Source organism: Rhodoferax sp. XS2R6 (assembly GCF_056521365.1).
Map to the genome: position 1 here is coordinate 279,338 of NZ_JBWMAY010000004.1, position 20,554 is coordinate 299,891.

The following is a 20,554-nucleotide window of genomic DNA, read 5'->3' on the forward strand; positions in this document are numbered from 1 at the left end:
AGGCCGGGTATATCCCGGCCTTGTTGCTTATATGGCTGACCATTCCACTGCCCCTCTTGTTGAACTCCAGGATCTGTCCTTTGGCTACGGCGAACGCCTGATCCTGGACGGTGTGACCCTGTCCATCCCGCGTGGCAAAGTCACGGCGCTGATGGGCGCCTCGGGCGGCGGCAAGACCACGGTGCTGCGCCTGATCGGCGGCCAGTACCGGGCGCAAAAGGGCCAACTGTTGTTGCACGGTGCGCAGCAGGGGCAGGACGTGCAAGACATGGGCCAGGCCAACGCGCAGCAGCTGTACGCGGCGCGGCGTCGTATGGGCATGTTGTTCCAGTTTGGCGCCCTGTTTACCGACCTGAGCGTGTTTGACAACGTGGCCTTTCCGCTGCGTGAGCACACCAAACTGTCGCCGGCCCTGGTGCGCGACATCGTGCTCATGAAACTCAACGCGGTGGGGCTGCGCGGTGCGCGTGACCTGATGCCGGCTGAAATTTCCGGCGGCATGGCCCGGCGCGTGGCGCTGGCCCGTGCCATTGCGCTGGACCCGGAGCTGGTGATGTACGACGAACCTTTTGCCGGGCTGGACCCGATTTCGCTAGGCACCGCGGCCCGCCTGATTCGCCAGCTCAACGACACCATGGGCCTGACCAGTGTGATCGTTTCGCACGACCTGGAAGAAACCCTCCACATCGCCGACAAGGTCATCATCCTGGCCAACGGCAAGATTGCCGCCCAGGGCACACCCGAAGAAGTGCGCCACAGCACCGACCCGCTGGTGCACCAGTTTGTCAACGCGCTGCCCGAAGGGCCGGTGCGTTTTCATTACCCGGCGGCTACTGTGGATGCCGATTTCTCCGCGGGAGCCGGGCGATGAGCTGGTACCGCCCCTCCGACGTCGGTTTTTCCGCCCGCTCCAAGCTGGCGGACCTGGGTTACGGCGCGCGCCTGTTTCTGCGTCTGTTGGCCTCGCTGCCCTCGGCACTGCGTCGCTTTGGCCTGGTGCGGGACCAGATCCATTTCATGGGCAATTACTCGCTGGCAATCATTGCGGTGTCTGGCATTTTTGTGGGCTTTGTGCTGGGCCTGCAGGGTTACTACACCCTGCAACGTTATGGCTCGTCCGAGGCCTTGGGCCTGCTGGTGGCGCTGAGTCTGGTGCGTGAGCTGGGGCCGGTGATCACGGCCCTGTTGTTCGCAGGCCGGGCCGGTACCTCGCTCACCGCGGAGATCGGCCTCATGAAAGCCGGTGAGCAACTTAGCGCCATGGAAATGATGGCCGTGGACCCGGTGCAACGCATTTTGGCACCCCGCTTTTGGGGCGCTGTGATTGCCATGCCCTTGCTGGCCGCCGTGTTCAGTGCGGTGGGCATCATCGGTGGTTGGGTCGTGGGCGTGCTGATGATCGGCATTGACGCCGGCTCGTTCTGGAGCCAAATGCAGGGTGGCGTGGATGTGTGGATGGATGTGGGCAACGGCGTGCTCAAGAGCGCCGTGTTCGGTTTTGCGGTGAGTTTTATCGCTCTGCTGCAGGGCTATGAGGCCCAGCCCACGCCCGAAGGAGTAGCCCATGCCACCACGCGCACCGTGGTGGTGGCGTCGTTGACCGTGTTGGGTCTGGACTTTGTCCTGACCGCCATGATGTTCAGTATTTAGGGGATAACAAATGCAACGTTCTGGCAAAGATGTGTGGGTGGGGTTGTTTGTGCTCCTGGGGGCGGCAGCGCTGCTGTTTTTGGCCTTGCAGTCGGCCAACCTGCTGTCGCTGAACTTTGAGCGCGGCTACGCGGTCAGCGCCAAATTCGACAACATTGGTGGCTTGAAACCCAAAGCAGCGGTCAAAAGTGCAGGTGTGGTGGTCGGGCGTGTGGAGTCCATCGTGTTTGATGACAAGAGTTTCCAGGCCAAGGTGGTGTTGTCCATGGACAAACGGTTTGCCTTCCCCAAAGACAGCTCGCTCAAAATTTTGACCAGCGGCCTGCTCGGAGAGCAGTACATTGGCATTGAAGCGGGCGCCGATGCCGCCAACTTGGCTGCCGGTGACAGCATTGGCACCACCCAATCGGCCGTGGTGCTGGAAAACCTGATCAGCCAGTTCCTGTACAGCAAGGCGGCTGACGGAACCGGTAGCGACAAAGAGGGAAAATGAGCCGTTTTGATCTGTCTTACACCCAGTCCGCGCACCGCCTGATGCGTGGGGCTGCCGGCTTGTTATTAGGGCTGGCTTTGCTGGTGTTGCAAGGCTGTGCCACGGTGGCGTCGCCCGACCCGCGCGACCCGCTGGAGTCATTTAACCGTGGTGTGTTCAGCTTCAACGATGGTCTGGACCGCGTGGTGCTCAAACCCACCGCCCGTGCCTACCAAGCCACCTTGCCTTCGTGGGCGCGCAAAGGGGTGGGCAATTTCTTCAACAACCTCGAAGACGTCTGGTCCGCCCTGAACAACGGTCTGCAACTGCGCGGCCAGGAGATGGGCGACAGCATTGGTCGTGTCATGGTCAACAGCACCATTGGCTTGGGCGGGTTGATCGATGTGGCCAGTGACCTGGGAATAGACCGGCATCCTGCCAACTTTGGGCTGACCCTGGGGCGTTGGGGCGTGCGCCCGGGGCCGTATCTGGTGCTGCCTTTGTTAGGTCCCGCCACCCTGCGTGAAGTGGCGGCCTTGCCGGTGGACCAGCAGGGCAGTCTGGTGACGCATCTGCCAGACGAGGCGACACGCACAGGGCTGACGGTGCTCAATGTGGTGGACACCCGCGCCACCTACTTGCGGGCCGGTGATGTCGTGGATGGTGCGGCACTGGACCGTTACTCCTTTACCCGCGACGCCTATTTGCAACGCCAGCGCAATGATGACTACGATGGTGACCCGCCGCCCGAAGAAGGCACCGAGCCTTGAGGGGGCATCCACGGCGTTCTGCATGGCAGACCGGGTCTGTGGATAATTGCTCGCATGGAGACACGCATGATTTTGAACAAACGACAGGTAGTGGTGGCTTTGGCGGCTGTGGTGACACTGGGTGCCATGGCATTTTCTCCGGCCGCCCGTGCTGAGGATGAAGCCCCTGACGCGCTGATCAAGCGCCTCTCGGTGGACGTGCTCGACACCATCAAAGCGGACAAGGCGATTCGCGCCGGTGACATGGCCCGTGTGATCGCGCTGGTGGACAGCCGCATCATGCCCAATGTGAACTTCCAGCGCATGACGGCTTCGGCCGTGGGCCCCGGCTGGCGCCAGGCCACGCCCGAGCAGCAAAAACGCCTGCAAGATGAATTCAAAACCCTGCTGGTGCGCACTTACGCAGGCGCCCTGGCGCAGGTGAGTGACCAGACCATCGCCATGAAGCCCCTGCGCGCTGCGCCAGAGGACAAAGAGGTGGTGGTACGTACCGAGGTCAAGGGCAAGGGCGACGCCATTCAGCTCGACTACCGTTTGGAAAAAACCCCCGGCGTGGGCGCGGGTTGGAAGATTTACAACCTCAATGTGCTGGGTGTGTGGCTGGTGGAAACCTACCGCAGCCAGTTTGCACAACAAATCAACGCCAAGGGCATTGACGGGCTGATTGACACCCTGACGGAACAAAACAAGGCCAACGCCAAGAAAGGTTGATGTGCTGAACCTTCCCTCCACTTTGACGCAGGACGTGGCGCACGACTGCCTGGTCACCCTGCGCTCCGGCCTGCAGGCAGAGCCGCACACCATTGTGGTGGACGGTGCTGCGTTGCAGCGGTTTGACTCTTCGGCGCTGGCCGTATTGCTGGAGCTGCGCCGCGAATGCGCGCGTATTGGCAAGCAATTTGCCGTGCGCAGCCTGCCCACGCGTTTGCGAGACCTGGCCACCTTGTACGGGATTGACGGCCTGCTGACCGCGGCCTGAGCCCGTCCGCGTAAAATCGCGGGTTCCCATGCCCGCCATCTCATTCCAATCCGTCTCCAAAGCCTACGCCTCTCCCAAAGGCCCCAAAGGCTCCACCTTCAAGGCCCTGGACGGGGTCAGCCTCCAGATCGAAGAGGGCGAATTTTTCGGCCTGCTCGGTCCCAACGGCGCAGGTAAAACCACCATGATCAGCATCCTGGCCGGGCTCACCCGTGCCAGCAGTGGCAGCGTGCAGGTGCTGGGCAGCGATGTCCAGACCGACTACGCCAACGCCCGCCGCAAGCTGGGTGTGGTGCCGCAGGAGCTGGTGTTTGACCCCTTTTTCAACGTGCGCGAAATGCTGCGCATCCAGTCCGGCTACTTTGGTGTCAAGAACAACGATGCCTGGGTGGATGAACTGCTCGAAGGCCTGGGGCTGACCGACAAGGCCAACGCCAATATGCGCCAGCTTTCCGGCGGCATGAAGCGCCGTGTGCTGGTGGCGCAGGCGCTGGTGCACAAACCGCCCGTCATCGTGCTGGACGAGCCCACAGCTGGTGTGGATGTGGAGCTGCGCCAGACGCTGTGGCAGTTCGTGGCGAACCTTAACAAACAAGGCAGCACTGTGCTGCTGACCACCCACTACCTGGAAGAGGCCGAGGCTCTGTGCGGTCGCATCGCCATGCTCAAGACCGGTCGCATCGTGGCGCTGGACAAAACCAGCGACCTGCTCAAGGCCGCCAGCAGCAATGTGTTGCGCTTCAAAACGGGCGATGCCTTGCCCATCGAATTGGCTGCACGGGCCCGTATCACCGGCCGCATCGTGCAACTGCCCGCGCACAACGCGCTGGAAATTGAACAATACTTGGCCGCCGTGCGCCAGGCGGGCGTGACGGTGGAAGACGTAGAAATCCGCAAAGCCGATCTGGAGGACGTATTCCTCGATGTCATGGGCAATACGGAAGAGGTGGGCGCATGAACGGCTGGCAAACGCTTTTGTACAAGGAAACCCTGCGTTTCTGGAAGGTGGGCTTTCAGACGGTGGCGGCACCGGTGCTCACCGCGCTGTTGTATCTGATGATCTTTGGCCATGCCCTGGGCGACCATGTAAAGGTGTACGACACCATCAGTTACACCGCGTTCCTGGTGCCCGGCCTGGTGATGATGAGTGTGTTGCAAAACGCGTTTGCCAACAGCTCGTCGTCGTTGATCCAGAGCAAGATCATGGGTAACCTGGTGTTCTTGTTGCTCACGCCGCTGTCGCACTGGAGCTGGTTTTTTGCCTATGTGGGCTCCAGCATTGCGCGGGGGCTGGTGGTGGGGGCGGGTGTCATGTTCGTCACCGTGTTCTTCACCCCCATCCACTTTGTGGCGCCGCTGTGGATTCTGACCTTTGCCCTGCTGGGTGCCGCCCTGTTGGGCACGCTGGGCCTGATCGCCGGCCTGTGGGCTGAAAAGTTTGACCAGCTCGCTGCCTTCCAGAACTTCATCATCATGCCCATGACGTTTTTGAGCGGCGTGTTTTACTCCATCCACTCGCTGCCCGCCTTTTGGCAAAGCGTGAGCCACCTCAACCCCTTCTTCTACATGATCGACGGCTTCCGCTATGGCTTCTTCGGCCAGAGCGATGTGTCACCTTGGCTCAGCCTGGGCATCGTCGGCATCGCGCTGGCCGTGGTGAGTGCCATTGCCGTGCACCTGCTGCGCACCGGCTACAAGATCCGTTCCTGATTTCTATGACTGCTGACCAACTCCAAGCCCTCATCACCGCCGGCATTGCCTGCGAGCACTGTGCCCTTGAAGGCGATGGCCGCCACTGGTACGCCACCATCGTCTCCAGTGCGTTCGAGGGCAAGCGCCTGATCCAGCGCCACCAGCAGGTGTATGCCACGCTGGGCAGCCGCATGCACACCGATGAAGTGCACGCCCTGTCGATGAAAACTTATACGCCGGCCGAGTGGGCCGCGCAATCCGCGTAAAAGATTTCGTATGGACAAACTCCTGATCCGCGGTGGCAATACCTTGCAGGGCGAGGTACTGATTTCCGGCGCCAAAAACGCTGCCTTGCCCGAGCTGTGCGCCACCTTGCTGACCGCCGAGCCGGTGACTCTGCTCAATGTGCCGCGCCTGCAAGACGTCTCCACCATGCTCACGTTGATTCGCAACATGGGGGTGCAGGTAGAGCAGGGCGCGGATGGTGCCGTGCACATCAATGCCGGCCCGTTGAGCACGCCCGAAGCCCCCTATGAGCTGGTGAAAACCATGCGTGCCTCGGTGTTGGCACTGGGCCCGCTGTTGGCCCGTTTTGGTGAGGCTACCGTGTCCCTGCCCGGCGGCTGTGCTATTGGCTCGCGCCCGGTGGACCAGCATATCAAGGGCCTGCAGGCCATGGGCGCCGAGATTGTGGTCGAACACGGCTACATGATCGCCAAGCTACCCAAGGGCTGGACGCGCCTCAAGGGCGCGCGCATTGCCACCGACATGGTGACCGTGACCGGGACCGAGAACTTTCTGATGGCCGCCGCGCTGGCCGAGGGGGAAACCATCCTCGAAAACGCTGCCCAGGAGCCCGAGATTCCTGATCTGGCAGAAATGCTCATCAAAATGGGCGCCAAGATCGAAGGCCACGGCACCAGCCGCATCCGCATCCAGGGCGTGGAGAAGCTGCACGGCTGCACCCACCAGGTGGTGGCGGACCGCATCGAGACCGGTACCTTCCTCTGCGCCGTGGCTGCCACGGGTGGCGATGTCATCCTGAAGCACGGCCGTGCCGACCATCTCGACGCCGTGATCGACAAGCTGCGTGATGCCGGAGCCACGGTGGAAGCCATAGCCGGCGGCATTCGTGTGCAGTCGCAAGGCCGCCTCAAGGCGCAGAGCTTCCGAACCACCGAATACCCCGGCTTCCCGACCGACATGCAGGCGCAGTTCATGGCGCTCAATGCCATTTCACACGGCGCCAGCAAGGTGACCGAGACGATCTTCGAGAACCGTTTCATGCACGTCAACGAGCTGGTGCGCCTGGGCGCGCACATCCAGACCGATGGCAAGGTGGCGGTGATTGAGGGTGTGGAGCGCCTGTCCGGCGCCACGGTGATGGCCACGGATCTCCGCGCCTCGGCCAGTCTGGTGATTGCCGGCCTGGTGGCCGAAGGCGAGACCATGGTGGACCGCATCTACCACCTGGACCGTGGCTATGACCAAATGGAAGCCAAGCTGCGCGGCATTGGCGCAGACATTGAAAGACTGACGTAAATGGCTACCGATATGATCACACTCGCCCTGTCCAAAGGCCGCATCTTTGAAGAAACCGTGCCGCTGCTGAAGGCCGCCGGTATCGAAGTGCTGGACGACCCGGAAAAATCGCGCAAGCTGATTCTGGACACCAACCAGCCTAATGTGCGCGTGCTGGTGGTGCGCGCCACCGACGTGCCCACCTATGTGCAGTACGGCGGTGCCGACCTCGGCATTACCGGCAAGGACACGTTGCTGGAGCATGGCAGCCAGGGCCTGTACCAGCCGCTGGATTTGCAGATTGCCAAGTGCCGCATCAGCGTGGCCGTGCGTGCCGACTTTGACTATGCGTCTGCCGTCAAGCAGGGCTCGCGCCTCAAGGTGGCCACCAAATACGTGGCGATTGCGCGCGAGTTTTTCGCCAGCAAGGGCGTGCACGTGGACCTGATCAAGCTCTACGGCAGCATGGAGCTGGCGCCCTTGGTAGGCCTGGCCGATGCCATCGTCGACCTGGTGTCCACCGGCAACACGCTCAAGGCTAACCACTTGGTGGAGGTGGAGCGCATCATGGACATCAGCTCGCGCCTGGTGGTGAACCAGGCCGCGCTCAAGCTCAAGCAGGAACCCATCCGCAAGATCATCGACGCCTTTGCCGGCGCGGTGGGCCAGTAACCCGACGTGAAAATTGCTATGACTTTTGTAGCTGCTCCCGCATATCTATCAAGCGCTAGCGCCACTTTTGATGCCGATTTCAAGGCGCGCCTGCACTGGTCTGCCGATACCGATGCGGCCATCGAGCAGCGCGTGGCCGACATCCTGGCAGACGTGCAGCAGCGGGGCGATGCGGCCGTGTTGGAGTACACGGCACGCTTTGACGGCCTGACCGTGCCCACCATGCAGGCGCTGGAGCTCACGCAGGCCGAACTCAAGGCCGCGTTTGACAGCATCCCCGCAGAGCAGCGCAACGCGCTGGAAGCCGCCGCCCAACGCGTGCGCAGCTACCACGAGGCGCAGAAGAAGGCATCCGGTGAGAGCTGGAGCTACCGCGACGAAGACGGCACGCTCCTGGGCCAAAAGGTCACGCCGCTGGACCGCGTGGGTATTTATGTGCCCGGTGGCAAGGCAGCCTATCCCTCGTCCGTATTGATGAACGCCATCCCCGCTCACGTGGCCGGTGTGGGCGAGATCATCATGGTCGTGCCCACGCCCAAGGGTGAGAAGAATGCCCTGGTTCTGGCGGCTGCCTATGTGGCCGGCGTCACACGCGCCTTCACCATTGGCGGTGCGCAGGCCGTGGCCGCACTGGCCTATGGCACGCAGAGCATTCCCGCTGTGCACAAGATCACCGGCCCCGGCAATGCCTATGTGGCCGCCGCCAAGCGCCGCGTGTTTGGCACTGTGGGCATTGACATGATTGCCGGCCCCAGCGAAATCCTGGTGCTGGCCGATGGCAGCACGCCGCCCGACTGGGTGGCGATGGACCTGTTCAGCCAGGCCGAGCACGACGAGCTGGCGCAAAGCATTCTGCTTTGTCCCGATGCCGCTTACATCGCGCAGGTGCAGGCCAGCATCGACCGCCTGTTGCCCGAGATGCCGCGCGCCGAGATCATCGCCAAAAGCCTGTCCGGCCGTGGCGCGCTGATCCACACGCGCAGCATGGAAGAGGCGTGTGAGATCAGCAACCGCATTGCGCCCGAGCACCTGGAAGTGTCCAGCAACGAACCCCACAGATGGGAGCCGCTGCTCAAGCACGCTGGCGCCATCTTCCTGGGGGCCTATACCTCGGAGAGCCTGGGCGACTACTGTGCCGGCCCCAACCACGTGCTGCCCACCAGCGGCACCGCACGCTTCAGCAGCCCGCTGGGCGTGTACGACTTCCAGAAGCGCAGCAGCCTCATCGAAGTGAGCGAGCAGGGCGCGCAGGCGCTAGGGCAGATTGCCTCGGTGCTGGCGCATGGCGAAGGCCTGCAAGCCCACGCGCGTGCGGCGGAAATGCGATTGAAGTAAGAATGCGTGCAGACGGACGACCAACTCCCATGCACACATCTTCACATCGCCCATTTCTTTGTCGCGCCGCCACGGCGCTGCTCCTCATCGCAGGCTGCATGGTTGCGGCTCAGGCCATGACCATCCGCGAAATGCGCACGCTGGAGAAGAAAGAAAAGCTGGGCAGCACCTACACCGACTACTACCTGGTCGGCGTCATGGAAGGTGCGGTAGAAGCGCACAACCAAGTTGTGCGCGACGGCGGCAAGCCCAGTATTTGCCTCAATGGCCGCAAGCTCGAACCCCACATGGCCAAGAGCCTCTACACCACCGAACTCAAGCGCAATGCTGACGTGTACGAGGCGGACTTCCCGGTGCAGCTGGTGTTGACCAACGCGTTAACGACGGTGTACCCCTGTTAATTGGCAGGTATTTGTACCGCGCGGGTAGCAAGGTGGGCAGCGTGCAGGCTCAGCTGCGCTTGGATGTTGACAACAGCAGCAATCCACCGGCGACGATGGCACCCACCCCAGCCCACAGCGGGATGTTGAACTGCTTCTGCTCCTTCACCGACAGCTCCAGCGAGCCTAGTTTCACGGCGGTCGTGTCTTTGGTGTAGCTAAACCCGCCGTAAACCAAAGCCAAAACGCCCACCACCAAAAGGGCAATGGCGAGAAATCGAATGGCGTTCATGCTGTTGTTTTCCTTGGTCGAGGCTCTGCGTCCACACGCCCGACAGAACGAGGGAAGAGCCAGTGTGCGTATTGACGCATCCTTGTGTGAGCTAGTCTGTGTTCTGGCGAACATACAGGGATTTGGACGGTGTAGTCGCAAATCTCCCATTGGCCTGCGAGTGCCAGAAGTGGGGATGCGAAGATGACTAGCGTGACGAGTTTTGACCACATGGGTGTTTTACGCCTGAACTAAGCCGCGGCGCGAAGCGGAGTCGGCTTGAATGAATTGTTAGAGCCCTGCCCGGATGAGTGCATGGCAAAGCTCCAGTTGATTGCAACCTTGGTTTGGTAATACGCCTTCAGCATCAGGAATACCCACCTCGAAACCCTCCTCCACGTCCTCGAAGTAGAGCAGGCCGCCAGGCAGTGCTGCTACCACCAAAGCACTTTCTATTGCGCCAAAGCGCGCGAGGGCGACGGGATAGAACGGAACCCGGTATTTGGCAAAGGCTGCCTGTTGCTGAGGCAAGCAGTCGCCGAGTTGCTTGGCAACGATTGCCTCAAGCTCTGCAACTGTGATTGGCTGCCAAGTGTCCAAGGGGCTCTAATGCAATGTAGACCGCAAAGCCTTGCCAGATACCCTGGCAAGATTACCCACAAAATCGGCCTCTAGCCCATGTGGAATATGCGCAATATGCTCATATAAAGATAGCGGAAAACCCGGCAACGTCCGGGCGCGCTTTTGCGCTTGGATGACCATCATTTTTCTACCCCCCCGTTCTTTGTTTTCGCCGCACTATAGCGCGGGGCGTTTGAGCCTTGCGCATTTGCCCGGACCGATAAATTGACTTCAATTCACACGAATTCAGTGCAACACGAAATTCGTGTAAACTTAATCCACGATGAAAAACGTCACCATCACCGTTGAAGACGCCACGCTGGAATGGGTGCGGATCGAGGCGGCCCGGCGCAATACCAGCGTGTCGCGGCTGGTGGGCGAGATGCTGACCGACAAGATGCAGCACGACGACGCCTATGCCCGCGCGCAGCGCGACTGGGTGGCGGACACTTCGTCGTTCAGCTCTGGCGGCAAGCCCTATCCGCAGCGGGAGGCCCTGAATGGCTAGCCCGCTCGACACCTCGGGTGCCATCGTCTTTGTGGACACCAATGTGCTGCTCGCCGCGGACGACGCCCATGACGCGACCCGCCAGGCGCGTGTGCGCGACTGGCTGCAGGCGCTGTGGCAGCGCCGGGCCGGGCGGGTCAGCACCCAAGTGCTGAACGCCTATTACGTGGGCGCGACCCAGCACTTCGCCATGCCCCAGGGTGATGCGCGCGCCAAGCTGCGCCGCTACCAGCTCTGGCAGCCCTGGCAGATTGACCACCAGACCGTGGAAACCGCCTGGGGCGTGGAGGCCCGCTTTGGCCTGCCGTACTGGGACGCGCTCATTGTGGCGGCCGCGGCGCAAAGCGGTGCCACCCATGTGCTCTCGCTGGACCTGCAGCATGGCCAGCAGATCGATGGCGTCACCATCCTCAGCCCCCTGCAAGCTACGCCCGCCGATGTGGCGCTGGCCGCTGACTAGTTTTTAGCTTTGAAAGTCCCCGCATGACCGCTACTACCTCCACTGACAGCACCGTGAATGCGCTGATCCAGCGCCGCATCCGCCAGGACGTGTTGGGCATGCACGCCTACGCGATTCAGGACTCCAAGGGCATGGTCAAGCTCGACGCCATGGAGAACCCGCACCGCCTGCCCGCCGAGCTGCAAGAGGCATTGGGCCGCCGCCTGGGCGCACTGGCGCTGAACCGCTACCCCGACGGCCGCGTGAACGACCTGCGCCAGGGGCTGGCCGCCTATGCAGGTATGCCCGAAGGCTTTGACATCATGCTGGGCAATGGCTCGGACGAACTCATCAGCCTGCTGGCCATGGCGTGCGACGTGCCTGTGGCGTCGGGCCAGCCCAAGCCTTCCATCCTGGCGCCACTGCCGGGTTTTGTGATGTATGCCATGAGCGCGCAACTGCAGGGGCTGGACTTTGTGGGCGTGCCGCTGACGGCCGACTTTGCGCTGGACGTGCCGGCCATGGTGCAAGCGATTGAGCAACACCAACCCGCCATCGTCTACCTGGCCTACCCCAACAACCCCACGGCCAACCTGTGGGCCGAGGCCGACATGGTGCGCGTGGTGGCCGCGGCCCAGGCGGCGGGCAGCATCGTGGCGATTGACGAGGCCTACCAGCCATTTTCCAGCCGCACCTACCTCGACGTGATCCGCGCCAACCCCGCCGCCAACGCCCACGTGCTGCTGATGCGCACCATGAGCAAGTTTGGCCTGGCCGGCGTGCGCATTGGCTACATGGTAGGCCCGCAGGCGCTCATCGCCCAGGTGGACAAGGTGCGTCCGCCCTACAACATCAGTGTGCTGAACTACGAGTGCGCGCTGTTTGCGCTCGAGAACCAAGAGGCTTTTGCGGCCCAAGCCCGCGAAATATGTACGCAACGCGCTACGCTTTTAGGAGCGCTGCGGGCCTTGCCGGGTGTGAAAGCCTGGGACAGCGACGCCAATATGGTGCTGATTCGCATCGCCGGTGAGGGTGCGTCTGGGGTGGATGCGGCACAAAAAGTGTTCGATGGCCTCAAGGCGCGCGGTGTTCTGGTCAAGAACGTTTCTAAAATGCACCCATTGCTAGCCCAATGTTTGCGGCTCACCGTTGGCACCGCCACCGAGAACGCGCAGCTGTTGAAGGCCCTGCAGGAATCCCTATGACTACCAACTATCCCATCACCGAAGTGCCCCAGACCTACGCGCCCCGCATTGCCGAGGTATCGCGCAACACGGCTGAAACCAAGATCAAGGTCCGCGTCAACCTGGACGGCACCGGCGTGAGTCGCCTGTCCACCGGCATTGGCTTCTTCGACCACATGCTGGACCAGATCGCCCGCCACGGCATGATCGACCTCGACATCGAGGCCGATGGCGACCTGCACATCGACGGCCACCACACGGTGGAAGACGTGGGCATCACGCTGGGCCAAGCCTTTCACCAGGCCATTGGCGATAAGAAGGGCATCCGCCGCTACGGCCACGCCTATGTGCCGCTGGACGAAGCGCTCTCCCGCGTGGTGATCGACTTCTCGGGCCGCCCCGGGCTGGAGCTGAACGTGCCGTTCAAGAGCGGCATGATCGGCGCGTTTGACACGCAGTTGACCCACGAATTCTTCCAGGGCTTTGTGAACCACGCCTTCGTGACCCTGCACATCGACAACCTGAAGGGCGAAAACGCCCACCACCAGGCCGAGACCGTGTTCAAGGCCTTTGCCCGCGCGCTGCGTGCCGCCATCGAGTTCGACCCGCGCGCCCTGGGCGTGATTCCTTCCACCAAGGGTTCGCTGTAATGAAAAAAGTGGCGGTGGTGGACTACGGCATGGGCAACCTGCGTTCGGTCACCCAGGCGGTGATGCACGTGGCGGCCGATGCCGGCGTCGAAGTGGTCTGGGCCCGCACCGCGCAAGAGGTGATGGACGCCGAGCGCGTGGTGCTGCCAGGCCAGGGCGCCATGCGCGACTGCATGCGCGAGCTGCACGACTCCGGCATGTATGACGCCGTGATGCACGCCGCCGCCCACAAACCGCTCATGGGCGTGTGCGTGGGCATGCAGATGCTGCTGGACCACAGCGATGAGCTGAACACCGCCAGCCTGGGCCTGATTCCCGGCAAGGTGGTGAAATTCGAGCTGGCCGGGCAAATCCAGCCCGACGGCAGCCGCTACAAGGTGCCACAAATGGGCTGGAACCAGGTCTGGCAGACCAGCCACGCTGGCGCGCCCAAGCACCCGGTGTGGGGCGAGGTGCCCGACGGCAGCTACTTCTACTTTGTACACAGTTACTACGCCCAACCGTCTGATGCGCGCCACAGCGTAGGTGAGACGGACTATGGCCAGCGCTTCTCAGCGGCGATTGCACGCGATAATATTTTCGCAACCCAGTTTCACCCTGAAAAAAGCGCCGAGCATGGCTTGGCCCTCTACCGCAACTTCCTGCACTGGAATCCTTGATTCACCTTCCTTGCCGTCCGATAACAGCTGGCAAAGCGACTTTTTCTTTTCGTTCCAACCCTGAAGCACCATGCTTTTAATTCCTGCGATTGACCTCAAAGACGGCCACTGTGTACGCCTCAAACAAGGCGATATGGACCAATCCACCACGTTTGGCGAAGACCCCGCGGTCATGGCCCGCAGCTGGGTGGACAAGGGCGCACGGCGTCTGCACCTGGTCGATCTGAACGGCGCCTTTGCCGGCCATCCCAAAAACGAGATGGCGATCCGCAAGATCCTGAAGGAAGTGGGCAACGAGATCGACGTGCAGCTGGGCGGCGGCATCCGCGACCTGGACACGATCGAACGCTACCTGGACGCCGGCCTGCGCTACGTCATCATTGGCACCGCGGCGGTGAAGAACCCCGGCTTTTTGCAAGACGCCTGCACCGCGTTTGGCGGCCACATCATCGTCGGCCTGGACGCACGCGACGGCAAAGTGGCCACCGACGGCTGGAGCAAACTCACGCGCCACGACGTGATCGACCTCGGCAAGAAGTTCGAAGACTACGGCGTTGAAGGCATCATCTACACCGACATTGGCCGCGACGGCATGCTGTCCGGCATCAACATCGACGCCACGGTCAAGCTGGCCCAGGCCCTGACCATCCCAGTCATCGCCTCCGGCGGCCTGTCCAACATGGCCGACATCGAAGCCCTGTGCGAGGTGGAGAGCGAAGGCGTGGAAGGTGTGATCTGCGGACGCGCCATCTACAGCGGCGACCTGGACTTTGCGAAGGCGCAAGAGCGCGCTGACGAGCTCAACGGCTGATGCTCGCTAAACGCATCATTCCCTGTTTGGACGTTACCGGTGGTCGCGTCGTGAAGGGTGTCAATTTCGTCGAGCTGCGCGACGCCGGTGACCCGGTGGAGATCGCGGCCCGCTATAACGACCAGGGCGCCGACGAACTCACGTTTCTCGACATCACCGCTACCAGCGATGGGCGCGACCTGATCCTTCACATCATCGAAGCCGTAGCCAGCCAGGTCTTCATCCCGCTGACCGTGGGTGGGGGCGTGCGCGTGGTGGAAGACGTTCGCCGCCTGCTCAACGCAGGCGCCGACAAAGTGAGTTTTAACTCGGCGGCACTGGCCAATCCCCAAGTCATTGAAGACGCATCGCTGAAATACGGCTCTCAGGCCATTGTGGTGGCCATTGACGCCAAGCGCCGCTCCGAAGAAGACGCCGCCACCCGCGGTGCCGGTTGGGACGTCTACAGCCATGGCGGCCGCAAAAACACCGGCCTGGACGCCGTGGCCTGGGCGACCGAGATGGCGCGCCGTGGGGCTGGCGAAATCCTGCTCACCAGCATGGACCGCGACGGCACCAAGAGCGGTTTTGACCTGGCGCTGACCCGCGCCGTGGCCGATGCCATCAGCGTGCCCGTCATCGCCTCGGGCGGCGTGGGCAATCTGGACCACCTGGCCGACGGCGTGCAGCAGGGCGGGGCCGATGCGGTGCTGGCCGCCAGCATCTTCCACTACGGCGAGTACACCGTAGGCCAGGCCAAGGCCCGCATGGCCGAACGCGGAATTCCGGTGCGAATTTAAGCGTTTTAGGCCTCTAGCCCCCATCAATGCTGCGCGAGCAGCTATAAATTGGATAGCACATGGAACCCACACCCACACCGCCTGTGAGCTGGCTCAAACACATCCGCTGGGATTCCAAAGGCCTGGTGCCGGTGATTGCGCAAGAGCAGGGCACGAACGACGTGCTGATGTTCGCCTGGATGAACCGCGAGGCCTTGCAAAAGACCGTGGAGCTCGGCCGGGCCGTGTACTTCAGCCGCACACGCGACAAGCTTTGGTACAAGGGCGAGGAGTCTGGTCACGTGCAAACTGTGCACGAAATCCGCATGGACTGCGACAACGACGTGATCCTGCTCAAGGTGACCCAGCTGGGCCACGAGCCCGGCATCGCCTGCCACACCGGCCGCCACAGCTGTTTTTTCAGCGTATTGGAGAATGGTGAGTGGAAATCTGTGGACCCGGTCTTGAAAGATCCCGAGTCCATCTATAAGTAATAGCTTTGCGGGGCAGATCTTTAGCTCTGTCCCCAACTGATTAGAAATATGTCCATCTCTCAAGACTCCCTGGCCGCACTGGCCGCCGTGATCGAAAGCCGCAAGGTGGCCAATGGCGGCGACCCGGACGCGAGTTATGTGTCTCGCCTGCTGCACAAGGGCCCGGACGCCTTTTTGAAGAAAATTGGCGAGGAAGCTACCGAAGTGGTGATGGCCGCTAAGGACGCCGACTATGGCGGCGATGCCAGCAAGATCGTCTACGAAGTGGCCGACCTGTGGTTTCACTGCATGGTGGCGCTGTCGCACTATGGGCTCTCGCCCGCCGATGTGATTGCCGAGCTGGAGCGCCGTGTGGGCACCAGCGGTCTGGAAGAAAAAGCCCTGCGCAAAGTCATTGCGCGTGAGGCCGAGCCCAAAGCCGATTCCCACTAAAGGAGTGTCTATGAGCCAGGATTTCACCACCCCCAACACGCCGGCACCGGTCAGCGTTGAGCAGCTGCAGTCACTCAACACCATCGGCACCATCAGCTATGTGCTCCACCTGATTGTGGCGGTCAGCGCCTTTATTCCGGGGGGGCAGTTTGGTGTGACCTTACTGCTGGTGGCGCTGATTCTGGACATGGTCAAGCGCGATGATGCGGCGGGCACCTGGCACGCCTCGCACTTTCGCTGGCGCATCCGGTCAGTGGTCATCGCCGGCGTGTTGTACTTGGTGACCTTGCCGCTGTTTTTGCTGCTGTATTTTCCCGGCGCCATTGCCTGGGCCGTCATCTCGGTGTGGTTTCTGTACCGCATCGTCACCGGCTTCATCGCCATGAACAAAGGCCAGGAGATTGGTGCATGAGTGGCCACACACCGGGCCATGACGCCAACTGCATTTTTTGCAAGATCATCGCCAAGCAGATTCCGTCCAAAGCGGTGTACGAGGACGAACAGGTCTATGCCTTCCACGACATCCACCCCTGGGCGCCGGTGCATTTTTTGCTGATCCCCAAGGCGCACATTCCCAGCATGGCCCAGGTGGGCCCCGAGCACGCGGCGCTGATGGGCCACATGATGGCCCTGGTGCCCAAGTTGGCGATGGAGCAGGGCTGCAATCCTTACCCGGATGGTGGCTACCGGCTGGTGACCAACACCGGGGCAGAAGGCGGGCAGGAAGTGCACCATCTGCACTTCCATGTGATGGGTGGCCCGCGCCCCTGGTTGCGTGGGTGACATGGCGCCTCCACGCTCCGCCGCTACACGGGTCGCTGCCCCCCAAGGGTGGCTAATTTCCCTTGGGGCGGCCCTGCGGGAAATTGTGTTTACGCGCGCCGACTAGAATTCAACAAATTGTTAGGAGTACATCATGGGTTCATTTTCTATTTGGCACTGGTTGATCGTTCTGCTGATCGTGGTCATGGTGTTCGGCACCAAGAAGCTCAAGAACATGGGTTCTGACCTGGGCGGCGCCGTCAAGGGTTTCAAAGACGGCATGAAAGACGGCTCTGCCTCTGCTGCCGACGACAAGTCCGCAGCACCAGCACAACAAGTGGCCAACGCCTCTGAAAAAACCACGATCGACGTGGAAGCCAAGCAAAAGAACTGAAGTTATGGCCCCCACGCTTGTCACTTCGTGTACTGCGCTGCCCCCCGAGGGGGTGCGTTTTGCCTTGGGGCGGCCCGGCGGCAAAACCAGTGATCTGCGTGCGCAATGATTGACCTCGGCATATCGAAGATGGCGCTGATCGGCGCGGTGGCGTTGATCGTCATCGGGCCCGAGAAGTTGCCCAAAGTGGCCCGCACCGTGGGCGCCTTGCTCGGCAAGGCACAGCGTTACGTGGCCGACGTGAAGGCCGAAGTCAATCGCTCCATGGAGCTCGACGAGCTCAAAAAAATGCGCGAAACGGTGGAGGGTGCCGCCCGCGATGTGGAGAACTCCATCCAGACGCAGGCCAGCGACTTCGAGAAATCGTGGTCCGACGCCACCGATGCTGCGCTGGAGCCTGAGGCCCCCCGCTACAAACACCCCAACAAAAACTGGCGCCTCAAGCAAGGTGCCATGCCCCAGTGGTACAAGGCCCGCAACGGCGTGCGTACCAAGGCGCAGTCGGGAGCCGCCCGTGTGGCGCGCTTCCGTCCGCCGCGCGTGCGCTGAGCGGCCCACTACCCTTCCCCATGGCATCAGACAACAATCCGCAAGACGAGCTTGCCGGCACCGAACAGCCCTTTGTCCAGCATTTGATGGAGCTGCGTGACCGCCTGGTCAAGGCCGCCATCGCCGTGGGCGTGGCCCTGGCCGTGCTGGCGCTGTACCCCGGTCCGGCCGCGCTCTATGACATTCTGGCCGCACCCCTGGTGGCCACGCTGCCAGCCGGTGGCAAGCTGATTGCCACCTCGGTGATTTCGCCGTTTCTGGTGCCACTCAAGATCATGCTGATGGCCGCGTTTTTGCTGGCGCTGCCGGTGGTGCTGTGGCAGGTTTGGGCCTTTGTGGCGCCGGGGCTCTACAGCCACGAGAAGAAGCTGGTGTTGCCCCTGGTGGTGTCCAGCACCCTGTTGTTTTTCATCGGGGTGGCGTTTTGTTACTTCTTTGTGTTCGGGCAGGTGTTCAAGTTCATCCAGAGCTTTGCCCCGCAAAGCATTGCCGCCACACCCGACATTGAGTCGTACCTGGACTTTGTGCTCTCCATGTTCCTGGCCTTCGGCCTGGCGTTTGAGGTGCCGATTGTGGTGATTGTGCTGGCGCGTATGGGCATCGTCAGCATCGAAAAACTCAAGGCCTTCCGCAGCTACTTCATCGTGCTGGCCTTTGTGGTGGCGGCCATCGTCACGCCGCCCGATGTAGTGTCCCAATTGGCGCTGGCCATCCCCATGTGCATCTTGTACGAGATTGGCATCTGGGCGGCGCAGATCTTTATCAAACACACGCAGGCACCTGCCGAAGAGGCGCCGACACCTGACGCCCCATAGGCTGATTTGGTAGTCAAATAGTCCTCTAGTCTGCGTAGGTATTGCACAGACAGCTCCTGAAACCATAGCAAAAGGCGACCCGAGGGTCGCCTTTTTTGTGCCTGAAGCTAAGTGCGACTCAGCGCGCCGCTGCCTTGGGCTTGGGCCGCACACCGGGTGTCACGTTGAGTTCCAGCTTCTGGTTCTTGCGCTCGATGGTGAAGGGCGCCACGGTGCCGGGTTTGAGTGACGCCACGATGGACAGCAGCTGGGTCACGTCACCAATCGGTTTGTCGGCAATGCTCACAATCACATCACCCGGGCGCACACCGGCCTGGGCGGCAGGGCCGTTTTGCAGCACACCGGTGATGATCACACCTTCCTTGGCCTTCACATCAAAGGTCTCGGCCAGCTCCGGGGACAGGTCATTGGGTTCCACACCAATCCAGCCGCGCGTGACCTGCCCGTCTTTCACAATGCCATCCAGCACCATCTTGGCCGTGGCCACGGGAATGGCAAAGCCAATGCCCATGCTGCCGCCCGAACGCGAGTAGATGGCGGTGTTGATGCCCAGCAGGTTGCCGTTGGTGTCCACCAGCGCGCCACCCGAGTTGCCGGGGTTGATGGCCGCGTCGGTCTGGATGAAGTTCTCAAAGGTGTTGATGCCCAACTGGTTGCGCCCCAGTGCGCTCACAATGCCGCTGGTCACGGTCTGGCCCACGCCAAACGGGTTGCCGATGGCCAGCACCTGGTCACCCACCTGCAGGTTGTCGGAGTTGCCCAGCACGATGGTGGGTAGCTTGTCGAGTTCGATCTTGAGCACGGCCAGGTCGCTGTCGGGGTCGGTGCCAATCACCTTGGCGGCCACGCGGCGGCTGTCGTTGAGGATGACCTCGATCTCGTCGGCCTCTTCAATCACATGGTTGTTGGTCAGGATGTAGCCGCTGGGGCTCACGATCACACCGCTGCCCAGGCCACCCTGCGGCTCATTGCCCTGGTCGCCATAGAAAAACTTGAACCAGGGGTCATTGGCATTGGGGTTTTTGGCGGCCGCCTTGCTGGTGTTGATGCTCACCACCGCGGCCGAGGCCTTTTGCGCCGCCAGCCGGTAACTGCCGGGCGGGATCTCACCGGGCTGCGAGGGGGGGGCCTGCAGCAGGGCAATGGCGCCGTCCACCGTGCTGGCGCTGTGGCCCAGCCACTGGGGCTTGAGGGTGGCCACCACAAAGTAGGTGGCAAGCAGCACCGTGATGGTTTGGGAAAACAGCAACCAAAGTCGTTTCATCGGGAATTCCAGCAGGGGCGGCACACAGGCGTGCTGCGCAGTGCAAATTGTAGGCGGCGCGGGCCTGCGCGTTACAGTGCCATACCGCGCTGTTGACCATGCAAACCATCCTCATCCACCCCGCCGCACCGCCCAAGCCGCCCGAAGGTGCGCCTTGTAATGGCTGCGGCGTGTGTTGCCTGGCCCAGCCGTGCCCGGTGGGCATGGTGTTGTCGCGCCGCCGGCGCGGGGCCTGCCAGGCCCTGCGCTGGGATGCGGCGCAGACCGTCTACCGCTGCGGCGCCATCACCGAACCGCTGGCCGTGGTGGCGGCTGCGCTGCCACGTGGCGTGCGGTGGCTGGCGCCCGTGCCGGCCGCGCTGCTGGCTCGCCTGGCCCGGCGCTGGGTGGCCGCAGGGCAGGGCTGCGACAGTGACCTGCAGCCCCAGACGCCCCCGCCCGCCTCAACGACAATCCCCTCCTGACCCTGCCG

31 protein-coding genes are annotated in these 20,554 nt (G+C 62.1%); 28 read left to right on the forward strand and 3 right to left on the reverse strand.

The window, feature by feature from the left end:
• The first annotated feature begins 31 nt into the window (after positions 1–31).
• From AC097A_RS15045 to AC097A_RS15105, 13 genes are all read left to right on the forward strand, one after another.
• Positions 32–871 carry an ABC transporter ATP-binding protein gene (locus AC097A_RS15045; protein ID WP_479621473.1) on the forward strand — a complete coding sequence of 280 codons (840 nt, stop codon included), beginning with the start codon at positions 32–34 and terminating at the stop codon, positions 869–871.
• Positions 868–1,650 (forward strand): lipid asymmetry maintenance ABC transporter permease subunit MlaE, encoded by a 783-nt coding sequence (gene mlaE, locus AC097A_RS15050; RefSeq protein WP_315480807.1) that lies wholly within the window; start codon positions 868–870, stop codon positions 1,648–1,650. The genes AC097A_RS15045 and mlaE overlap by 4 nt, the downstream gene beginning before the upstream one ends.
• A 10-nt stretch (positions 1,651–1,660) precedes the next feature.
• Positions 1,661–2,143, forward strand: coding sequence for an outer membrane lipid asymmetry maintenance protein MlaD (gene mlaD, locus AC097A_RS15055; protein ID WP_315480806.1), 483 nt, complete (start codon positions 1,661–1,663; stop codon positions 2,141–2,143).
• Complete coding sequence (locus AC097A_RS15060; protein WP_479621474.1) at positions 2,140–2,892, forward strand: MlaA family lipoprotein; 753 nt, start codon at positions 2,140–2,142, stop codon at positions 2,890–2,892. The genes mlaD and AC097A_RS15060 overlap by 4 nt, the downstream gene beginning before the upstream one ends.
• Positions 2,893–3,018: 126 nt before the next feature.
• Positions 3,019–3,603 carry an MlaC/ttg2D family ABC transporter substrate-binding protein gene (locus tag AC097A_RS15065; RefSeq protein WP_236635430.1) on the forward strand — a complete coding sequence of 195 codons (585 nt, stop codon included), beginning with the start codon at positions 3,019–3,021 and terminating at the stop codon, positions 3,601–3,603.
• A gap of 1 nt (position 3,604) precedes the next feature.
• Positions 3,605–3,871, forward strand: a complete 267-nt coding sequence (locus tag AC097A_RS15070; protein WP_479621475.1) for an STAS domain-containing protein — start codon at positions 3,605–3,607, stop codon at positions 3,869–3,871.
• Between the two features lie 28 nt (positions 3,872–3,899).
• Positions 3,900–4,829 carry an ABC transporter ATP-binding protein gene (locus AC097A_RS15075; protein ID WP_315480804.1) on the forward strand — a complete coding sequence of 310 codons (930 nt, stop codon included), beginning with the start codon at positions 3,900–3,902 and terminating at the stop codon, positions 4,827–4,829.
• Positions 4,826–5,581, forward strand: a complete 756-nt coding sequence (locus AC097A_RS15080; protein ID WP_315480803.1) for an ABC transporter permease — start codon at positions 4,826–4,828, stop codon at positions 5,579–5,581. Before AC097A_RS15075 ends, AC097A_RS15080 begins: the two co-directional genes overlap by 4 nt.
• 5 nt (positions 5,582–5,586) lie before the next feature.
• Positions 5,587–5,829: a BolA family protein gene (locus AC097A_RS15085; RefSeq protein ID WP_105262708.1), complete on the forward strand. Its 243-nt coding sequence runs from the start codon at positions 5,587–5,589 to the stop codon at positions 5,827–5,829.
• 10 nt (positions 5,830–5,839) lie between these two features.
• Positions 5,840–7,105, forward strand: coding sequence for a UDP-N-acetylglucosamine 1-carboxyvinyltransferase (gene murA, locus AC097A_RS15090; RefSeq protein WP_479621476.1), 1,266 nt, complete (start codon positions 5,840–5,842; stop codon positions 7,103–7,105).
• 12 nt (positions 7,106–7,117) lie between these two features.
• On the forward strand, positions 7,118–7,756 hold the full coding sequence (hisG, locus tag AC097A_RS15095) for an ATP phosphoribosyltransferase (protein WP_105262764.1): 639 nt from the start codon (positions 7,118–7,120) through the stop codon (positions 7,754–7,756).
• Between the two features lie 18 nt (positions 7,757–7,774).
• Positions 7,775–9,091 carry a histidinol dehydrogenase gene (gene hisD, locus AC097A_RS15100; RefSeq protein ID WP_479621477.1) on the forward strand — a complete coding sequence of 439 codons (1,317 nt, stop codon included), beginning with the start codon at positions 7,775–7,777 and terminating at the stop codon, positions 9,089–9,091.
• Between the two features lie 116 nt (positions 9,092–9,207).
• Entirely contained in the window at positions 9,208–9,492 is a 285-nt protein-coding gene (locus AC097A_RS15105) for a hypothetical protein (RefSeq protein WP_479621478.1), read from the forward strand.
• A gap of 49 nt (positions 9,493–9,541) precedes the next feature.
• On the opposite strand, the gene AC097A_RS15110 is transcribed toward AC097A_RS15105, so the two are convergent.
• Together AC097A_RS15110 and AC097A_RS15115 are read right to left on the reverse strand one after the other, a co-directional pair.
• A complete protein-coding gene (locus AC097A_RS15110) occupies positions 9,542–9,763 on the reverse strand; it encodes a hypothetical protein (protein ID WP_479621479.1) in 222 nt (73 codons plus the stop codon).
• A gap of 270 nt (positions 9,764–10,033) precedes the next feature.
• Entirely contained in the window at positions 10,034–10,342 is a 309-nt protein-coding gene (locus AC097A_RS15115; protein WP_479621480.1) for a hypothetical protein, read from the reverse strand.
• A 304-nt stretch (positions 10,343–10,646) separates the two neighbouring features.
• Between AC097A_RS15115 and AC097A_RS15120 the strand changes: the two genes are divergently transcribed.
• The 14 genes from AC097A_RS15120 to tatC all read left to right on the forward strand — a co-directional run bounded on the left by AC097A_RS15120 (position 10,647) and on the right by tatC (position 18,818).
• A complete protein-coding gene (locus tag AC097A_RS15120) occupies positions 10,647–10,871 on the forward strand; it encodes a CopG family transcriptional regulator (RefSeq protein ID WP_310339916.1) in 225 nt (74 codons plus the stop codon).
• A complete protein-coding gene (locus AC097A_RS15125) occupies positions 10,864–11,331 on the forward strand; it encodes a PIN domain-containing protein (RefSeq protein ID WP_479621481.1) in 468 nt (155 codons plus the stop codon). The genes AC097A_RS15120 and AC097A_RS15125 overlap by 8 nt, the downstream gene beginning before the upstream one ends.
• A 23-nt stretch (positions 11,332–11,354) precedes the next feature.
• Positions 11,355–12,515: a histidinol-phosphate transaminase gene (gene hisC / locus AC097A_RS15130; RefSeq protein WP_479621482.1), complete on the forward strand. Its 1,161-nt coding sequence runs from the start codon at positions 11,355–11,357 to the stop codon at positions 12,513–12,515.
• Complete coding sequence (gene hisB, locus AC097A_RS15135) at positions 12,512–13,144, forward strand: imidazoleglycerol-phosphate dehydratase HisB (protein WP_310339911.1); 633 nt, start codon at positions 12,512–12,514, stop codon at positions 13,142–13,144. Before hisC ends, hisB begins: the two co-directional genes overlap by 4 nt.
• Entirely contained in the window at positions 13,144–13,803 is a 660-nt protein-coding gene (gene hisH, locus AC097A_RS15140) for an imidazole glycerol phosphate synthase subunit HisH (protein ID WP_479621483.1), read from the forward strand. Before hisB ends, hisH begins: the two co-directional genes overlap by 1 nt.
• 70 nt (positions 13,804–13,873) lie before the next feature.
• Positions 13,874–14,614, forward strand: a complete 741-nt coding sequence (hisA, locus tag AC097A_RS15145) for a 1-(5-phosphoribosyl)-5-[(5-phosphoribosylamino)methylideneamino]imidazole-4-carboxamide isomerase (protein WP_029707387.1) — start codon at positions 13,874–13,876, stop codon at positions 14,612–14,614.
• The gene (gene hisF, locus AC097A_RS15150) at positions 14,614–15,393 is read left to right on the forward strand and encodes an imidazole glycerol phosphate synthase subunit HisF (protein WP_315473716.1); all 780 of its coding nucleotides are present in this window, start codon (positions 14,614–14,616) and stop codon (positions 15,391–15,393) included. The genes hisA and hisF overlap by 1 nt, the downstream gene beginning before the upstream one ends.
• A 59-nt stretch (positions 15,394–15,452) precedes the next feature.
• Positions 15,453–15,866, forward strand: coding sequence for a phosphoribosyl-AMP cyclohydrolase (gene hisI, locus AC097A_RS15155; RefSeq protein ID WP_201740886.1), 414 nt, complete (start codon positions 15,453–15,455; stop codon positions 15,864–15,866).
• A 48-nt stretch (positions 15,867–15,914) separates the two neighbouring features.
• The gene (locus tag AC097A_RS15160; protein WP_479621484.1) at positions 15,915–16,298 is read left to right on the forward strand and encodes a phosphoribosyl-ATP diphosphatase; all 384 of its coding nucleotides are present in this window, start codon (positions 15,915–15,917) and stop codon (positions 16,296–16,298) included.
• Between the two features lie 10 nt (positions 16,299–16,308).
• Positions 16,309–16,710 carry a DUF4870 family protein gene (locus tag AC097A_RS15165; RefSeq protein ID WP_105262696.1) on the forward strand — a complete coding sequence of 134 codons (402 nt, stop codon included), beginning with the start codon at positions 16,309–16,311 and terminating at the stop codon, positions 16,708–16,710.
• Complete coding sequence (locus AC097A_RS15170; protein WP_479621485.1) at positions 16,707–17,081, forward strand: histidine triad nucleotide-binding protein; 375 nt, start codon at positions 16,707–16,709, stop codon at positions 17,079–17,081. The genes AC097A_RS15165 and AC097A_RS15170 overlap by 4 nt, the downstream gene beginning before the upstream one ends.
• A gap of 133 nt (positions 17,082–17,214) precedes the next feature.
• Positions 17,215–17,454, forward strand: a complete 240-nt coding sequence (gene tatA / locus AC097A_RS15175) for a Sec-independent protein translocase subunit TatA (RefSeq protein WP_479621486.1) — start codon at positions 17,215–17,217, stop codon at positions 17,452–17,454.
• 105 nt (positions 17,455–17,559) lie between these two features.
• Positions 17,560–18,003 carry a Sec-independent protein translocase protein TatB gene (tatB, locus tag AC097A_RS15180; protein WP_105262693.1) on the forward strand — a complete coding sequence of 148 codons (444 nt, stop codon included), beginning with the start codon at positions 17,560–17,562 and terminating at the stop codon, positions 18,001–18,003.
• A gap of 20 nt (positions 18,004–18,023) precedes the next feature.
• Positions 18,024–18,818: a twin-arginine translocase subunit TatC gene (gene tatC, locus AC097A_RS15185; protein WP_105262692.1), complete on the forward strand. Its 795-nt coding sequence runs from the start codon at positions 18,024–18,026 to the stop codon at positions 18,816–18,818.
• A 118-nt stretch (positions 18,819–18,936) separates the two neighbouring features.
• On the opposite strand, the gene AC097A_RS15190 is transcribed toward tatC, so the two are convergent.
• Positions 18,937–20,082: a S1C family serine protease gene (locus AC097A_RS15190; RefSeq protein ID WP_315495373.1), complete on the reverse strand. Its 1,146-nt coding sequence runs from the start codon at positions 20,080–20,082 to the stop codon at positions 18,937–18,939.
• 98 nt (positions 20,083–20,180) lie between these two features.
• Between AC097A_RS15190 and AC097A_RS15195 the strand changes: the two genes are divergently transcribed.
• Positions 20,181–20,546, forward strand: coding sequence for a hypothetical protein (locus tag AC097A_RS15195; RefSeq protein ID WP_479621487.1), 366 nt, complete (start codon positions 20,181–20,183; stop codon positions 20,544–20,546).
• Positions 20,547–20,554: the final 8 nt, after the last annotated feature.

Excerpts from the sequence above, each read along its gene's own strand:
- AC097A_RS15045 (WP_479621473.1), top strand. The coding sequence starts at position 32 with ATGGCTGACCATTCCACTGCCCCTCTTGTTGAACTCCAGGATCTGTCC.
- mlaE (WP_315480807.1), top strand. The coding sequence starts at position 868 with ATGAGCTGGTACCGCCCCTCCGACGTCGGTTTTTCCGCCCGCTCCAAG.
- mlaD (WP_315480806.1), top strand. The coding sequence starts at position 1,661 with ATGCAACGTTCTGGCAAAGATGTGTGGGTGGGGTTGTTTGTGCTCCTG.
- AC097A_RS15060 (WP_479621474.1), top strand. The coding sequence starts at position 2,140 with ATGAGCCGTTTTGATCTGTCTTACACCCAGTCCGCGCACCGCCTGATG.
- AC097A_RS15065 (WP_236635430.1), top strand. The coding sequence starts at position 3,019 with ATGGCATTTTCTCCGGCCGCCCGTGCTGAGGATGAAGCCCCTGACGCG.
- AC097A_RS15075 (WP_315480804.1), top strand. The coding sequence starts at position 3,900 with ATGCCCGCCATCTCATTCCAATCCGTCTCCAAAGCCTACGCCTCTCCC.
- AC097A_RS15080 (WP_315480803.1), top strand. The coding sequence starts at position 4,826 with ATGAACGGCTGGCAAACGCTTTTGTACAAGGAAACCCTGCGTTTCTGG.
- AC097A_RS15085 (WP_105262708.1), top strand. The coding sequence starts at position 5,587 with ATGACTGCTGACCAACTCCAAGCCCTCATCACCGCCGGCATTGCCTGC.
- murA (WP_479621476.1), top strand. The coding sequence starts at position 5,840 with ATGGACAAACTCCTGATCCGCGGTGGCAATACCTTGCAGGGCGAGGTA.
- hisG (WP_105262764.1), top strand. The coding sequence starts at position 7,118 with ATGATCACACTCGCCCTGTCCAAAGGCCGCATCTTTGAAGAAACCGTG.
- hisD (WP_479621477.1), top strand. The coding sequence starts at position 7,775 with ATGACTTTTGTAGCTGCTCCCGCATATCTATCAAGCGCTAGCGCCACT.
- AC097A_RS15105 (WP_479621478.1), top strand. The coding sequence starts at position 9,208 with ATGACCATCCGCGAAATGCGCACGCTGGAGAAGAAAGAAAAGCTGGGC.
- AC097A_RS15110 (WP_479621479.1), bottom strand. The coding sequence starts at position 9,763 with ATGAACGCCATTCGATTTCTCGCCATTGCCCTTTTGGTGGTGGGCGTT.
- AC097A_RS15120 (WP_310339916.1), top strand. The coding sequence starts at position 10,647 with ATGAAAAACGTCACCATCACCGTTGAAGACGCCACGCTGGAATGGGTG.
- AC097A_RS15125 (WP_479621481.1), top strand. The coding sequence starts at position 10,864 with ATGGCTAGCCCGCTCGACACCTCGGGTGCCATCGTCTTTGTGGACACC.
- hisC (WP_479621482.1), top strand. The coding sequence starts at position 11,355 with ATGACCGCTACTACCTCCACTGACAGCACCGTGAATGCGCTGATCCAG.
- hisB (WP_310339911.1), top strand. The coding sequence starts at position 12,512 with ATGACTACCAACTATCCCATCACCGAAGTGCCCCAGACCTACGCGCCC.
- hisH (WP_479621483.1), top strand. The coding sequence starts at position 13,144 with ATGAAAAAAGTGGCGGTGGTGGACTACGGCATGGGCAACCTGCGTTCG.
- hisA (WP_029707387.1), top strand. The coding sequence starts at position 13,874 with ATGCTTTTAATTCCTGCGATTGACCTCAAAGACGGCCACTGTGTACGC.
- hisF (WP_315473716.1), top strand. The coding sequence starts at position 14,614 with ATGCTCGCTAAACGCATCATTCCCTGTTTGGACGTTACCGGTGGTCGC.
- hisI (WP_201740886.1), top strand. The coding sequence starts at position 15,453 with ATGGAACCCACACCCACACCGCCTGTGAGCTGGCTCAAACACATCCGC.
- AC097A_RS15160 (WP_479621484.1), top strand. The coding sequence starts at position 15,915 with ATGTCCATCTCTCAAGACTCCCTGGCCGCACTGGCCGCCGTGATCGAA.
- AC097A_RS15165 (WP_105262696.1), top strand. The coding sequence starts at position 16,309 with ATGAGCCAGGATTTCACCACCCCCAACACGCCGGCACCGGTCAGCGTT.
- AC097A_RS15170 (WP_479621485.1), top strand. The coding sequence starts at position 16,707 with ATGAGTGGCCACACACCGGGCCATGACGCCAACTGCATTTTTTGCAAG.
- tatA (WP_479621486.1), top strand. The coding sequence starts at position 17,215 with ATGGGTTCATTTTCTATTTGGCACTGGTTGATCGTTCTGCTGATCGTG.
- tatB (WP_105262693.1), top strand. The coding sequence starts at position 17,560 with ATGATTGACCTCGGCATATCGAAGATGGCGCTGATCGGCGCGGTGGCG.
- tatC (WP_105262692.1), top strand. The coding sequence starts at position 18,024 with ATGGCATCAGACAACAATCCGCAAGACGAGCTTGCCGGCACCGAACAG.
- AC097A_RS15190 (WP_315495373.1), bottom strand. The coding sequence starts at position 20,082 with ATGAAACGACTTTGGTTGCTGTTTTCCCAAACCATCACGGTGCTGCTT.
- AC097A_RS15195 (WP_479621487.1), top strand. The coding sequence starts at position 20,181 with ATGCAAACCATCCTCATCCACCCCGCCGCACCGCCCAAGCCGCCCGAA.